Source organism: Marinimicrobium koreense (assembly GCF_003762925.1).
Classification (GTDB): Bacteria; Pseudomonadota; Gammaproteobacteria; order Pseudomonadales; family Cellvibrionaceae; genus Marinimicrobium; species Marinimicrobium koreense.
Genome location: NZ_RJUK01000001.1, coordinates 1674495 through 1688081, shown reverse-complemented (window position 1 = coordinate 1688081; position 13587 = coordinate 1674495). Strand labels below are relative to the sequence as shown.

Here is a 13587-nt window from a genome sequence, read left to right as displayed (position 1 = left end):
GTTAATCCTTGGTGACTCGGTTGGCTTCTTCAAGGCTGGTCAACCCTTGGGCCGCTTTGCGTAGGGCTGAAATCCGCAGGTTATTAAAGCCCGCCTCTTTGGCGGCTTTGGCAATTTGCAGGGAGTTGCCTCCCTCCATTATAAGGCTGGCGATGGTCGGTGTGATGCGAACCACTTCATAGACCCCGACACGACCCTTATAACCATTGGTACACTGTGCGCAGCCCACCGGATGATATAGCTCCAGTTCGCTGCGGGGAATTCCGATCTCATCGAAGCCTTCTTCACTCAGTACGGCATCCGGAATATCCGTTGCGGGCTTCTTGCAGCTTTTACACAGTCGACGGGCCAGGCGCTGAGCGATAATCAGGCTCACGCTCGTGGCCACGTTAAAGGCCGGTACGCCCATATTGAGCAGGCGGGTCAGCGTTTCCGGGGCGCTGTTGGTGTGCAGAGTGGAAAGCACCAGGTGGCCCGTCTGAGCGGCCTTGATGGCGATTTCCGCCGTCTCCAGGTCCCGGATTTCCCCCACCATCACCACGTCCGGGTCCTGACGCAGGAAGGAGCGCAGGGACTCCGCAAAGGTCAGCCCCACCCGGGTATTCACCTGAACCTGGTTGATCCCCTCCAGATTGATTTCCACGGGGTCCTCGGCGGTGGAAATATTGCGTTCACTGGTATTGAGGATATTCAGGCCGGTATAGAGAGACACCGTTTTACCGGACCCCGTGGGACCGGTCACCAGAATCATGCCCTGCGGCTGCTCCAGAGCGTCCATATAAAGCTGCTTCTGATAATCCTCGTAACCGAGTGCATCAATACCCATTTTGGCGGAGCTGGGATCAAGAATCCGCAGCACGACCTTCTCTCCAAACAGGGTAGGCAGAGTGTTCACCCGGAAGTCGATTGCCCGGCTCTTGGAAATCTTCATCTTGATCCGGCCATCCTGCGGCACCCGGCGCTCGGAAATGTCCATCTGGGACATTACCTTCAGGCGCGCTGCCAGGCGGGTCGCCAGGTTTATTGGCGGCTTGGCCACCTCCTGCAGGATGCCGTCGGTGCGAAACCGCACCCGATAGGCCTTTTCATAGGGCTCGAAATGAATGTCTGACGCACCGCCTTTGATGGCGTCCAACAGAATCTTGTTGATAAAACGGACAATCGGGGCCTCGTCTTCTTCTTTCCCCTCATCCTTCGGCGCCTCTGGCTCGCCACCCTCAGTCTCAAGACCATCAAGTGCATCGTCGTCGAGCCCGCCCAGAGTATCCCCGATGGACTCTTCCTGAGCGTTTACATAGCGCTCAATGGCGGCAGCCAGCTTGTCCGCCTCCACCAGAATCGGGTCTGTGTTCAGGCCGGTGTTGAACTTGATCTCGTCCAGCGCGTGCAGATTGGTCGGGTCGGCCACCGCCAGGAAGAGCCGATTGCCCCGCTTCATCAGGGGCAGAGTATGGTGCTTCTGGATCAGCTTCTGGTCCACCAGCTTTGTGGGGATGGCGGTGGTGGACAGACTGTCGAGGTCGAATACCGGGGTACCGAACTCATCAGCGGCCACCCGGGCGACGGTGGAAGCATCGAGAATCTGATGGGTGACCACATGCTGCACAAAAGGCACGCGATCGCGTGCCGCCTGGGCCTGAGCCTGGCTCGCCAAATCGGAATCCAGTAGGCCATCGTGGACCAACCGGCGTGCCAGGCCGCTGAGAGCGGGTGCAGAGGTATTCATAAATGCCTGATTTCCAAGAGCTTTTATTCTGTTTGCTGACAATGTACCACGGCTGATAGAGGCCGGCCGGTGGCGTGAAAGTCAAAGCAGAATCTTAACTGTATACGATAAGTCCATGGGATATCTACAATTCTAGCGCAGGAATCGTTCTTGGTGTTTTTACACCCAATCCCCAGCCCTGAGACAGAATGTGATGTGGTTCACAATATTGAGAATCGAGGGGTGGCTCTGTCTGACTGTTTAGCCGGGAAAAGCTTCGCCCGACCGGCCGGTGTGACGAAAAATGTCACTAGCCGGCGGGCCGCGTCCAGATTTGTCGCTAAAATCATTGTTTTAGATGGCGTTGGGTTGATTGAGGTGTCGGTCATGGCTCAGGTGGTGGGCTTGGACGGTTTGGCACGGCTTATGCTACCTCACCCCTGTCTGTAACTTTTTCCACCAACGGAGATACACACCATGAAACAGATGCAAAAAGGTTTTACATTGATCGAACTGATGATCGTTGTTGCGATTATCGGTATTCTGGCTGCAGTAGCCATTCCGCAGTACCAGAACTATATCTCTGGCTCTCAGGTTTCTCGTGTTATGAGCGAGACTGGCGCTCTGCGCACAGCTATTGAAAATTGTATGCTGCAAGGCCGCACTACCGTTGTAACCGGTGATCCAGGGCCGGCAGAGTGTAATGTTGGCTGGACCAACAGCAACCTTCTTGGACAAGTTGCGGTTCAGGATCCAGGTCTGTCTATTACGATTACTGCTGCTGATAATACTGCTCTGATTGATGCTACTTTCGGGGGCAATGCGGCAGCTGCTCTTGATGGCGATCAACTCCAGTGGGCTCGTAGTGATGCTGGTGTTTGGACTTGCTCCACTAACGTAGATACTCGCTACCGTCCAGCTGGCTGCACTACTGATCTCGGTGGAGCTGCAGAGGAACCTGCTGCGGGATAAGTGGTCGCACTTGACAGCCGTTAGTACCAAAGAGGGCGCCCTTAGGCGCCCTCTTTTATTTTGGCTCCTGACTCTTCGGTCGATGCGCCAAGTATTCGAGTAAAGCCAAAGTTTTGACTTTGCCCCAGTTCTCTTATGCCGAGGTCTAGTTAAACGTGAAAGTGTTAGCTTCTTGCTGGCTGAAAACCATGCTGTTGCGTTTCCTTGGGTATGGCGTCCTAATAGCCGTGTTCGCTGCGCTGATTCACGTCTACGTTGTCTATCCTCTATATGTTAAAAAGCTGCCATATTTTGCCAACGCGTTCCGAGCAGGATTCGATGTTGAGTGCCGTGCTGCAGTGCCGACCGGTCTGGATGATCTGCTCAGGCAAATTTCCCTTCCTTTTTTCTCGCTGGACGGCCAGCTTGTGTTCATCGACAGTAAGGGACATGTGGGGCGTTGCGGAGTCAATACGGGAGTCGCTCCGAATGCGGAGATTTTCCGGTTTGCCAGTATGACCAAAGTTTTGACAGGGGTCGCGATGCTGGAAGTCGCGGAATCTCTTTCAATTAGCCTCAACACACCGGTTGTTTCCTACTTTCCTGAGTTAAGCCTGGAGAAGGTGCAGGACGAGAGAGTCCTTAGAATTACCCTCAGGCACTTACTCAATCATTCTTCAGGTCTCGGTGGCCCGTTCGGCTCGGACAACATGATCAAGCAAGGTGAGTCACCGTGGTGCCCCGATAACCTTGCGGCAATGGAAACCATTCGCCTTGCCGGCGAGCCTGGCACCAACCACTTGTACAGTAATGTGGCTTACTGTCTTCTCGGAGAAGTGATTTCTCGTGTTTCAGGCGTTGAGTACCAGAAATATATCGAGCAAAATTATTTGTCTCAATATCCGTCTTTGCAGTTCATTCAGGGAGAGTTTTTGCCGACAGAACCGGCTTATGACTTCTCCAACGATTATCGTTTTGATGAGTCCTACGTGTCTTGGCTGGACTTCCATGCCATCGCACCTGCGGCGGGGTTGATGGGTAAGCCAGAAGAGTTCGCTCGACTGGTTTGGCATTTATACCGTGATAACCCGGATGTGCTCAATGCGGCCAATTTGCAGCAGTGCCGCGAAAAGGGCCTTGATCGTTGTTACTCAAATACATTTGTCATTCACGAGGGTGACAATGGCATCAAGGTCGGAGTACAGCAAGGTTATTTGCCAGGAGCCAGCTCTCTGGTTGCGATCAGTTCTCGCGGCGAAGTGCTGGTATGGACGGCGCCGGGCGCACCTCTTGAGGCAAAATACAGAGATCGAATGGCGGGTGAGGTTGTGAAGTTATTGCTGAATCAACACGAGTAGTTTTTCGTGCGTTTTGTTCTCCTCCCCATAAACATTGTGCCAGGTTCCTCCTGAATAACAGTGAACCCGAGCGCAAGATAAAACTGAATCGCGCCGGGGTTGTTGGTGCTCACCGCCAGATGCACGCCGGGGCAGCCCTGTTCGCGCAGCTCCTGCAGGAACCTATCCATCAGCGCTCTTCCCCAGCCTTGACCTTGGAGAGCAGGCAGCAAGTCAATATGTAGGTGGCCGGGGTAGCCCGCGCAGAAGTCTGGGAAAATGCAGTCACGATGAATACAGTCCAGCAGGAACTGTTCGAAGTCGCTCTGCGGTTCCAGGGTGACCGGGTAGCGGTTTCGAACGTTGGTGAGCCAATGCCGGTTCATCCATTGGTTAAAAGCGTCAGTGGACGGCACGCCGAGAATGTAACCGCCAAGCCCCGATGGCGTGTCAATGCCCAAGGCCAGCGCCTCGGGGTAGGCGAGATAGGGTAAGGCAAAGTAATTGGCGATTATCCCGTCTTCGCGAATTAGTTCACGTGTTTCTCCACCGTTAAAGCCGGTGCGGCCACAGATGTTGGTTACTTGGTCATTGTCGGAGAGACGTAGCGGTCGGATTGTGTGCATGGATAGTTGTCCAGGGTGCTATGTCTCAGGCCGGTGAAGAGCCGCGCGCGATTAGCGAATCTCTTCTTTGCGGGTGAGGAAATCCACAATGATCTGGTGGTGACTCTCAACGAGCAATGTTTCAATGATGTGAAAGTCGATATTCAGGTAATCGTGCACGATGCGGTTTCTCAGACCCACGATGGCATTCCAGCTTGTCAGGTCCTCTTTGGAAATAACCTCTGCCTCCGATAAGGCCCGGAACGCATCATAGGCGGATACGGGGACTTGATGCCCTTTGGTTTTCAAGAGATGCTTGGCCTTACCTATCGCGTTTTCGGTAAGCACTTGAATGGCGTGGAGCACACCATTCTGTTCCAGCTCTGTCAGAGTCTCTCCTGAACGGACACGCTGAGCGGCCTGGTTTAATAGACGTCCTTGCCGCTCTGCGAGTCGGGCCGTTTCCTGTAAATACAGATCAAGCTGCATAGACATCGTTCCAGTAGTGTTCTTCCAGATCGCGCCAGGTTCGGCTTAAAAAATGAAACCAGGGAAGCCGGGTTATCAGCGGGAGCCCTTCTTCAGCAACCGCCGCTCTCATGGCCAGTCCCGCCGTCGGTAGCTCCACCAGATCGATGGCTTCTGCCGGGACTGACAGCCAGTTGGCGAGATCCAGTCGTAATGTTTCCGTTTGGGTGAGCGTGCTCCATGTATCGTTCGGCGCTTTGACCCACTGGATGGCAAAATCCCAGTCGCTGTCGGGGTGGGCGTCTCCTCTGGCCCGGCTGCCGATAAGCGCACAAATTTCCAGCTCCGGGAAACGGTTAGCTAGGTGGGCGCTCAAGCGATCAAGGTCATTGTTTGTCATAGCCGTTGCGGGTCTGGTTCATGAGGTTATGGTTTGATTCTACGGGGCGGAGTGGCGGGCGGCAAGTTGGGTGGATATCGTGCGTTATTAGCGCGGCTTGCGTTCGTCTTGGTTGGGGTTTTGTTATCGCAGTGGGTGGGGCAGCGTTTCGTGCAGTTACGGCGGATGCGCTTCGCTCCGAAACGTCGGACCGATCCGCCCTACGCGGACCTTATGGGGAGCTGAGTTTTAGATTGGGCGGATGATGCGGGCGGGGTTGCCAGCGGCGACGTGGTCGGCGGGGATGTCTTTGGTGACCACGGAGCCGGCGCCGATGACGGAGCGGTCACCGATGGTGACGCCGGGGCAGATGATGGCGCCGCCACCGATCCAGACGTCTTCGCCGATGGTGATCGGTTTGCCGGACTCCAGCCCCGAGGCGCGCTCTTGGGCATTCATTGGGTGGGTGGCGGTGTACACCTGGGCGGCGGGGCCGAACAGGGTGCGGGCGCCGATGTAGACATCCGCCACGTCGAGCACCACGCAGTTGAAGTTGAAGAACACCTTTTCACCCAGGTGGATGTTGTCGCCGTAGTCGCAATAGAAGGGCGGCTGCATCCAGACGGTATCGCCGCCGTCGGGAATCAGCTCGCGCAGTAGCTGGCGACGCTTTCTCACTTCGTTATCCCGGCTGGCATTGAGGCTTTCGAACAGCAGACGCGCCCGGCGACGGGCGGCGCAGAGTTCGGCATCCATGGGGTCGTACAGCGCCCCCGTCAGCATTTTCTCCCGCTCGGTTTGGTGATCGCTCACAGCATCAGGCGCCTCGGGCAATGAAGAAGGGGTTCAGTACCGACTCTTCCTGGTTGTAGCGCAGCGGTTCGCCGCTTTCGGCGACGTTCAGCTGTCCGCCAGCGCCGAGCAGTACCGCGTGGGCGGCGCCGGTGTCCCACTCGCTGGTGGGTCCCAGGCGGGGGTAGAGGTCGGCCTCGCCCTCGGCGATCAGGCAGATTTTCAGGGAGCTGCCCATGCTTTTGATTTCCGGGGCGTCGAAGTCGTCAAGAAAGGCCTTGAAGGCGTCGCTCTGGTGCGAGCGGCTGCCCACGATGCGCCAGCCGGCGTTGCTTTCGGGTGCTTTACTGACGGTGATTGGTGTGTCCTGTCCGTTCACGGATTTCCAGGCGCCTTGAGTCGCGGTTCCGCCGTGGTAGGTACAGCCCAGTGCCGGCGCGTCCACCACGCCCCAGGTGGGTTCGCCGTGCTCGATCAGGGCAATGTTGACGGTGAATTCGTCGTTTTTCTTCACGAATTCCTTGGTGCCGTCCAGGGGGTCCACCAGCCAATAGCGGTCCCAGGTTTTGCGTTCGTCCCAAGGGGCATTTTCGCTTTCTTCGGACAGAATGGGCAGGTCTGGTGTCAGGCGCTGCAGGGCGTCGACGATGACGCGGTGGGCCGCCAGGTCCGCTTCGGTGAGGGGGCTGTCATCGTTCTTTTGATAGACCTCGAAGTCCTTCTGGTAGACGGTCATGATGGCGTCGCCGGCGGCTTGGGCGGCCTGGATGATGTCGGAATAGGGGATGGTTGGCATCTTTGGGTAAAGCTCCTTGAGAGAGTGGGTGCCGAACGTGTGGGTGGAGTATACCGAAAAGTGGGGTGGGGGCCGAGTAGGGGTGGTTTTTGGGGGGCACGTTGGTTTACGGCGGATGCGGGCTTCGCCCTTATCCGCCCTACGCGATCCGCCGTGGTTTGCGTAGGGCGGATAAGCGAAGCGCATCCGCCGTAACCAGCCCGACATTGTGGGTGATGTTTGCTAGAATGGTGGATTGATCTGGTTGGGCACTGTGACCTTTTTTATGAATGAATATCAGCGACAGGCTTATCTGGACGCCCTGGGCATGGAGCAGTATGTTCCGCGCTGGCTGATGCCTTATGCGCCAATGCCCACCGCCTGCGAGCTCCCTGTGGTTGAGCCGCCGTCGGCGGCGCCTGCGGTGGCTCGGGAGCCTGCAACTGAGCGGGCGCCCGCTGAGACACCGCGTCCGGTGGCGGATTTCCTGAATGATATGCGCGAACCGGCCAAACCGACGCGGCGGGAAGCGCCGCCGGAGCCGGAGAGGGTGGCCGCGGCGGAGCCGCCCGCCGAGCGCATCGAGCCCTTTACCCTCAGTATCTGGCGCTCGCCCCTGCCAATTTTGGTGGTGGATGCCCGCCAGCCCCGCGCGGCCATGCCCACGGACCGGTTGCTGCGCAATCTGCTGCAGGCGCTGGCGCCCCACGATGCGCAGCGGGTCAGCGAAGAGGTGTTGCCCTGGCCGCTGGTCAACCATAAGGCGGTGCGTCTGAGCGCCGATGATGCCCGGGCGGAGCTGAGTACCTGGCTGGAAACCGAGCTGACCAACCGGCCGGTGCGCCATCTGTTGCTGATGGGGGAGTCGGCCGCGCGCTTCCTGTTGCCGGAAGACAAGCCATACGATGAGGTTCTCTGGCAGTCGCTGCCCCTCTCGCCGTTCGACATGCCAACGCTGGTCGCGCCCAGTCTGCTGGAAATACTGCGTAACCCGGACCTGAAAAGGCCGCTCTGGGCGGCAGTGCAGCCCTGGTTGCCAATGGACGTGCCCGCGAGCTGATCCCCTTGACCTCCATGACGCTGACTCCCCATCCCTCGCCCTCCAGGGTAACCACGGCCACCGGTCTTGAGCTGACTTTTCGACCTTTGGCGTCCGCCGATATCGAGGTCGTCATGGCGCTGGAGAAGCAGGTTCAGAGCCACCCCTGGCGACGCTCCAGTTATGACGACTGCCTGACCGGTCGTCATCACTGCTGGCTCGCCGAGCATCGGGGGCAGTTGGTGGGCTTTGTGGTGGTGACCTGGGCCGCGGGGGATGCCGAGCTGCTCAATATTGCGGTCGCGCCGAATCGACAGCGCCAGGGCGTGGGGCAGGCGCTGTTGGATCTGATGCTGGCACAGGTCAAGCCCTTTGCCAGTATGGTGTTTCTTGAGGTGCGGGTGTCCAATCACTCGGCAATCGCGTTTTATGAGCGGGAGCAGTTTTTCGAGCTGGGGCAGCGGCCGAATTATTATCCTACTGCCCGGGGGCGGGAGGATGCGTTGATTTTGGCGCGGCAGTTGTAGGCGTTTGACGTATGTAGGCGTCGTTTGGGTGACGGCGGATGCGGGCTTTGCCCTCCGATGCGTCGGACCGATCCGCCCTACGGGTACCTTCAGTGCCGCCCGTCCTTGTCATTCGGGTATACTGTCCCGCTTTGAATCCGCCTGCCGCCGTGGGGTTTATGTCACGACCGCTTACTGCAACGCTCACCGAAGGTCCCGTGGCCGGCCAGCTGCGGACCCTGGCCATTCCCATGGTCTGGGGGTTGCTGGCCACCATGTCATTCAATGTGGTGGATACCTTCTACGTGGCGCAGTTGGGCAACCAGCCACTGGCGGCGATGAGCTTTACCTTCCCGATCGTGATGATCATTACCAGCCTGGGCATCGGCCTGGGAGCGGGCTCCTCGTCGGCCATCTCCCGCGCCATCGGTGAAGGGGACGCCAGTTACGCCCGCCGCCTGGCCACCGATGCGATCAGCCTGACCTTTCTGGTATCGGCCAGCATGTGCCTGCTCGGCTGGCTGTTGATGGACCCGCTGTTCAGCCTCCTGGGCGCCACGCCCGATCTGTTGCCCCTGATTCGCGACTACATGTCCATCTGGTTTATCAGCGCGCCCTTTCTGATGGTGCCCATGGTCTGCCTGTCGGCCCTGCGCGCTCTGGGGATGAGCCATATCCAGGGATACCTGATGAGCGCGGCGGCGCTGTTCAATGCCGCGCTGGACCCGCTGCTGATTTTTGGGCTGTGGGGCTTTCCGGCCCTGGAGCTTCAGGGCGCGGCGCTGGCTACCTTGATTACCCGTCTGCTGACCTTTCTGGTGGCCTTTTACATTCTCGCCGTGCGGGTTCGGCTGCTGACCTACCCCTGGGTGGCCTGGCAGGCGCTTATGCGCTCCTGGAAAACCATTGTGCATGTCGGTGTTCCCGCCATGGCCACCAACGTGATTGTCCCGCTGGCCAGTGCGGTGGTGACGGTCATGGTCGCCCGCTACGGGACCGACGCGGTGGCCGGGCTGGGCGTGGCCATGCGTATCGAGCCGCTGATGCTGATCGTGTTTTATGCGCTGTCCGGCGTTATCGGCCCGTTTTTCGGGCAGAATTTCGGGGCCGGGCAACACCATCGGTTGAATGAAGCGGTGAAGGTGCTGTCGCTCTTCTGCCTGGGCTTTGGTCTGCTGCTCGCGGTCTTTCTGTGGCTTTTTGGCGGGTTGCTGGCGAGCCTGTTCAGTGAGCATGAAGAAGTGTTGCGGGTGGCGGCTTTCTATCTGGCCGTGGTGCCTTTCAGTTACGGCGCTTACGGCATAGTGATGTCGGTCAATGCCGCCTTTAACGGCCTGGGGCGTCCGATGCCGGCAATGGCGCTGTCCGCTGGTCGGGTAGCCTACGTGTTTTTGCCGCTGGCGCTGCTGGGCCAGTGGATCTGGGGGCTGGAAGGCATCTTTATGGCCACGGCGCTGGCCAACTGTCTGGTCGGCCTCTGGGCCTGGGAGTGGCTGCGCCGCTACGTCCAGCAGGTTCGGTCCGAGGGCGGTGAGCGCGCATTGACGCCGGTGGAGGCGGGCCATGACCCCCGCTGAGCGCAGCCCGGAGCAGTACCTTCAGTGGGTGCGCTGGCTGCTGATTGCCGTGCTGCTGGTGCCCATGGGTCAAGACGTCCTGTCCGGGGCCGCGCTGACGGTGGATGGCTGGCTGGGCTTGTGGTGCTTTGCCCTGGCGGTGCAGCTCGTCGCTTACTCGCCGTGGCCGCGTGCTGAACATCGGCGGCTCAGTCTCCATCTGTTATGCGATATTGCGCTCTGGAATGGGGTGGTCTGGCTCACCGGCGGTGCTACCAACCCCTTCGCCGCGTTGCTGTTGATTCCTCTGGTGTTGGCCTTCCTGTTGTTGCCCTGGCCGTGGGCAGCTCTGCTGTTGATCGCGAGTATTGCGGGTCAGCTGGTACAACTGATGGCGGTGTCCGGTACGCACCTGGGGCAAGGCGCCATGGGCGGCCACTTTCAGGCCATGGTGGCGGGTTTTGTGATCGCGGCCCTGTTGCTGGCTTTGACTTTACTCTATCTTCGCCGGCAACTGCATCAGCGGGATCTGGATCTGCAGCGGCTGCGGGAAACCCAGTTGCGCGATGAGCAACTCCTGGCGGTGGGAACCGCCGCCGCCCAGTTGACCCACGAAATGGCCACACCGGTGCAGTCGATCGGCTTGTTGTTGGAGGAAGTGGAGCTCGCTCTGGCGCCCGCCGACCGTCAAGTGACGGAGACCGAACGCCAATTGATCCGCCAGCAGCTTGCGCGTATTCAGGGGTTGTTGGCTGATTGGCGACTGATTGCCGAGGATGTCCGCGCGCGACGCGTGCAAGCGTTGCCACTGGACCAACTGATTCAGTCGGTCCGTCAGCTGTTGAGCATTACGCGTCCCGGAGAGCCGGTGGAGTGGGGCGAGATGGAAGGGCTGGCCGGTTATTGTGTGCGGGCCGATCGCACGCTGATGCCGGCCATCCTGAGCCTGCTCAACAATGCCCTGGATGCGGGCGGCTCGGTGCGGGTGAGTGGTTACTGTTCTGAAGGTCTGTGGCGACTCGACATCGATAACACCGGCCGGCCTCTGACACCGGAGCAGCGGGCGCGTCTGGGGGCCGAATGTCTGCCCAGCGATGACGGGTTTGGCTTGGGCGCGCTGGTCAGCTACGCCACGCTGGAGCGGTTTGGCGGGCGGGTGTACTGGTCCGGTGACGATCGCAGCACTCGAACCCGGTTGGAATTGCCCATTCAGGAGTGTTTTGAAGGTGACTAGGCTGTTGCTGATCGACGATGATGCGCTGTTTCGCGACCTGATGACTCGCCGCCTGGGTCGCGAGGGCTTTGAGGTCAGCGCCTGCGCCGATGCGGCGGACGCGCTCGCCTTTGATCCCGAGCCCCTGGATGCGATTCTGCTCGACCTGATGTTGGGCGAGCGGTCCGGGCTGGACCTGATTGCGGAACTCAAGCAGCGCTTTCAGCCCCGTGAATTGGTGGTGCTCACCGGTTACGCAAGCATCGCCACCACTGTGGAAGCGATGAAGCGCGGTGCCACCAACTACTTGGCCAAGCCGGTGGACCTGACCCAGCTCCTCAAGGTGCTCAGAGGCTCCGACGTGGCACAAACCGCGCCGCTTGCAGGCCGTCACGTCACCCCCGCCGAGCTGGAATGGGAGCATCTGCAGCGGGTGCTGCTGGAGCACGATGGCAATATTTCCTCCACCGCCCGGGCCCTGGGTATGCACCGGCGCACTCTGCAGCGCAAGCTGAAAAAGCACTCGCCTTTCTAGCCGGGCATCGGTCGGCCGCGATACACGGCTGCCAGGCGTCCGGAATTCCGGTATGATGCGCGTTTTTTGCGCAACTCCGAGGTCGATTGACTATGTCATCTGGCAGCTTTGCCGAGAAAATCCAGCGCCGGCGCACTTTTGCCATCATTTCCCACCCGGACGCCGGTAAAACCACCATCACTGAAAAGCTGCTGCTGTTCGGAAGCGCGATCCAGCAGGCCGGCTCGGTCAAAGGTAAGCGTGGGCCCCATGCCAAGTCGGACTGGATGACCATGGAGCAGGAGCGCGGTATTTCCGTGACCTCCTCGGTGATGCAGTTCCCCTACAAGGAGCGCATCGTCAACCTGCTCGATACCCCCGGGCACGAAGATTTCTCGGAAGACACCTACCGCACCCTCACCGCCGTGGACTCGGTGCTGATGGTGCTGGACGGGGCCAAGGGTGTGGAAGACCGAACCATCAAACTGATGGATGTCTGCCGGTTGCGCGATACCCCGATTCTGTCTTTCGTGAACAAGCTGGACCGGGAAGCCCGGGATCCGGTTGACCTGTTGGATGAAATCGAGTCGGTTCTGAACATCACCGCCGCTCCGGTCAACTGGCCGCTGGGTATGGGGGTTGATTTCAAGGGCGTTTATAACCTGTACACGGACACTATTCACGTGTACGAGAAAGGTCAGGGACACACCATTCCCGCTGACACTCAGATTCAGGGGCTGGACAGCGCCGAAGCCAGTGAGCTGCTGGGTGATGATGCCGAGGATATTCGCGAGCAGATCGAGTTTGTGCGCGGCGCGACCTCGCCCTTTGATGTCGAGGAATACCTGGCGGGACGTATGACGCCGGTGTTTTTCGGTACGGCCCTGGGCAACTTTGGTGTTCGCGAAATGCTGGATCACTTTGTGGACTGGGCGCCCAAGCCCATGCCTCGCATGACCCATGATCGGGAAGTACAGCCCAACGAAGAAAAACTGTCAGGCTTTGTGTTCAAGATTCAGGCGAACATGGACCCGAAACACCGGGACCGTATTGCGTTTATGCGCATCTGCTCGGGCACCTACCGCCAGGGCATGAAGATGCGTCATGTGCGCCTGGGTAAGGATGTGAAGATTGCCGATGCGGTGACCTTCATGGCCGGCGACCGCAGTGCGGTGGATGAGGCCATTGCTGGCGATATCATCGGGCTTCACAACCACGGTACGATTCAGATTGGCGATACCTTCACGGAGGGTGAACCGCTGAAGTTTACCGGCATCCCGCACTTTGCCCCGGAACTGTTCCGTCGCATCCGCCTGAAAGATCCGCTCAAAACCAAGCAGTTGCAGAAGGGCTTGCAGCAGTTGGCGGAAGAGGGGTCTACCCAGGTGTTTTTCCCGCTCAATAACAACGATATCGTGGTCGGCGCCGTTGGGGTGCTGCAGTTCGAGGTGGTGGCCTACCGGCTGAAAGACGAATACAAGGTTGAGGCCATCTACGAGCCGGTCAATGTGGCGACCGCGCGCTGGGCGGAGTGTGAAGATCCGAAAAAGCTCGAGGAGTTCAAGCGCAAGTGTGCGGACAATCTCGCCCTGGATGGGGGTGGCTACCTCACCTATCTGGCGCCAACCCGGGTCAACCTGTCCCTGACCGAGGAACGTTACCCCGAGGTGAATCTGCGGGCGACACGGGAGCACTGATCAACGGATCATGTTCTGATTACGAAAACGGCGCCTTAAGGCGCCGTTTT

The 13587-nt window shown here is 59.0% G+C and carries 14 protein-coding genes; 8 read left to right on the top strand and 6 right to left on the bottom strand.

The features are described from left to right. Window position 1: 1 nt before the first annotated feature. Window positions 2-1726, bottom strand: a complete 1725-nt coding sequence (gene pilB, locus EDC38_RS07390) for a type IV-A pilus assembly ATPase PilB (protein WP_123637954.1) — start codon at window positions 1724-1726, stop codon at window positions 2-4. A gap of 456 nt (window positions 1727-2182) precedes the next feature. Between pilB and EDC38_RS16505 the strand changes: the two genes are divergently transcribed. Then, window positions 2183-2677, top strand: a complete 495-nt coding sequence (locus EDC38_RS16505) for a pilin (RefSeq protein WP_123637953.1) — start codon at window positions 2183-2185, stop codon at window positions 2675-2677. Between the two features lie 155 nt (window positions 2678-2832). Further along, window positions 2833-4014 (top strand): serine hydrolase domain-containing protein, encoded by a 1182-nt coding sequence (locus EDC38_RS07380; protein ID WP_123637952.1) that lies wholly within the window; start codon window positions 2833-2835, stop codon window positions 4012-4014. On the opposite strand, the gene EDC38_RS07375 is transcribed toward EDC38_RS07380, so the two are convergent. The 5 genes from EDC38_RS07375 to cysQ all read right to left on the bottom strand — a co-directional run bounded on the left by EDC38_RS07375 (window position 4002) and on the right by cysQ (window position 7033). Beyond that, entirely contained in the window at window positions 4002-4619 is a 618-nt protein-coding gene (locus EDC38_RS07375) for a GNAT family N-acetyltransferase (RefSeq protein ID WP_123637951.1), read from the bottom strand. The two genes, EDC38_RS07380 and EDC38_RS07375, sit on opposite strands and share 13 nt — an antisense overlap. Window positions 4620-4670: 51 nt before the next feature. Further along, complete coding sequence (hepT, locus tag EDC38_RS07370) at window positions 4671-5087, bottom strand: type VII toxin-antitoxin system HepT family RNase toxin (RefSeq protein WP_123637950.1); 417 nt, start codon at window positions 5085-5087, stop codon at window positions 4671-4673. Continuing rightward, the gene (locus tag EDC38_RS07365) at window positions 5077-5466 is read right to left on the bottom strand and encodes a nucleotidyltransferase family protein (RefSeq protein WP_123637949.1); all 390 of its coding nucleotides are present in this window, start codon (window positions 5464-5466) and stop codon (window positions 5077-5079) included. Before EDC38_RS07365 ends, hepT begins: the two co-directional genes overlap by 11 nt. A 228-nt stretch (window positions 5467-5694) precedes the next feature. Next, complete coding sequence (locus tag EDC38_RS16655) at window positions 5695-6258, bottom strand: sugar O-acetyltransferase (protein ID WP_281273513.1); 564 nt, start codon at window positions 6256-6258, stop codon at window positions 5695-5697. A 4-nt stretch (window positions 6259-6262) separates the two neighbouring features. Next, window positions 6263-7033: a 3'(2'),5'-bisphosphate nucleotidase CysQ gene (gene cysQ, locus EDC38_RS07355; protein WP_123637948.1), complete on the bottom strand. Its 771-nt coding sequence runs from the start codon at window positions 7031-7033 to the stop codon at window positions 6263-6265. A 265-nt stretch (window positions 7034-7298) separates the two neighbouring features. Between cysQ and EDC38_RS07350 the strand changes: the two genes are divergently transcribed. The 6 genes from EDC38_RS07350 (at window position 7299) to EDC38_RS07325 (ending at window position 13537) form a co-directional block, all read left to right on the top strand. Beyond that, window positions 7299-8072, top strand: a complete 774-nt coding sequence (locus EDC38_RS07350) for a hypothetical protein (protein ID WP_123637947.1) — start codon at window positions 7299-7301, stop codon at window positions 8070-8072. A 14-nt stretch (window positions 8073-8086) separates the two neighbouring features. Next, window positions 8087-8578, top strand: coding sequence for a ribosomal protein S18-alanine N-acetyltransferase (gene rimI / locus EDC38_RS07345; RefSeq protein ID WP_123637946.1), 492 nt, complete (start codon window positions 8087-8089; stop codon window positions 8576-8578). A gap of 158 nt (window positions 8579-8736) precedes the next feature. After that, window positions 8737-10134 (top strand): MATE family efflux transporter, encoded by a 1398-nt coding sequence (locus EDC38_RS07340; RefSeq protein ID WP_123637945.1) that lies wholly within the window; start codon window positions 8737-8739, stop codon window positions 10132-10134. After that, window positions 10121-11347 carry an ATP-binding protein gene (locus EDC38_RS07335; RefSeq protein ID WP_123637944.1) on the top strand — a complete coding sequence of 409 codons (1227 nt, stop codon included), beginning with the start codon at window positions 10121-10123 and terminating at the stop codon, window positions 11345-11347. Before EDC38_RS07340 ends, EDC38_RS07335 begins: the two co-directional genes overlap by 14 nt. Next, window positions 11340-11861 carry a response regulator transcription factor gene (locus tag EDC38_RS07330; protein ID WP_211331049.1) on the top strand — a complete coding sequence of 174 codons (522 nt, stop codon included), beginning with the start codon at window positions 11340-11342 and terminating at the stop codon, window positions 11859-11861. The genes EDC38_RS07335 and EDC38_RS07330 overlap by 8 nt, the downstream gene beginning before the upstream one ends. A 92-nt stretch (window positions 11862-11953) precedes the next feature. Further along, the gene (locus EDC38_RS07325) at window positions 11954-13537 is read left to right on the top strand and encodes a peptide chain release factor 3 (RefSeq protein WP_123637942.1); all 1584 of its coding nucleotides are present in this window, start codon (window positions 11954-11956) and stop codon (window positions 13535-13537) included. Window positions 13538-13587 lie beyond the last annotated feature (50 nt).

Excerpts from the sequence above, each read along its gene's own strand:
- EDC38_RS07350 (WP_123637947.1), top strand. The coding sequence starts at position 7,299 with ATGAATGAATATCAGCGACAGGCTTATCTGGACGCCCTGGGCATGGAG.
- cysQ (WP_123637948.1), bottom strand. The coding sequence starts at position 7,033 with ATGCCAACCATCCCCTATTCCGACATCATCCAGGCCGCCCAAGCCGCC.
- EDC38_RS07335 (WP_123637944.1), top strand. The coding sequence starts at position 10,121 with ATGACCCCCGCTGAGCGCAGCCCGGAGCAGTACCTTCAGTGGGTGCGC.
- EDC38_RS07365 (WP_123637949.1), bottom strand. The coding sequence starts at position 5,466 with ATGACAAACAATGACCTTGATCGCTTGAGCGCCCACCTAGCTAACCGT.
- rimI (WP_123637946.1), top strand. The coding sequence starts at position 8,087 with ATGACGCTGACTCCCCATCCCTCGCCCTCCAGGGTAACCACGGCCACC.
- EDC38_RS07375 (WP_123637951.1), bottom strand. The coding sequence starts at position 4,619 with ATGCACACAATCCGACCGCTACGTCTCTCCGACAATGACCAAGTAACC.
- EDC38_RS07340 (WP_123637945.1), top strand. The coding sequence starts at position 8,737 with ATGTCACGACCGCTTACTGCAACGCTCACCGAAGGTCCCGTGGCCGGC.
- hepT (WP_123637950.1), bottom strand. The coding sequence starts at position 5,087 with ATGCAGCTTGATCTGTATTTACAGGAAACGGCCCGACTCGCAGAGCGG.
- pilB (WP_123637954.1), bottom strand. The coding sequence starts at position 1,726 with ATGAATACCTCTGCACCCGCTCTCAGCGGCCTGGCACGCCGGTTGGTC.
- EDC38_RS16505 (WP_123637953.1), top strand. The coding sequence starts at position 2,183 with ATGAAACAGATGCAAAAAGGTTTTACATTGATCGAACTGATGATCGTT.
- EDC38_RS07325 (WP_123637942.1), top strand. The coding sequence starts at position 11,954 with ATGTCATCTGGCAGCTTTGCCGAGAAAATCCAGCGCCGGCGCACTTTT.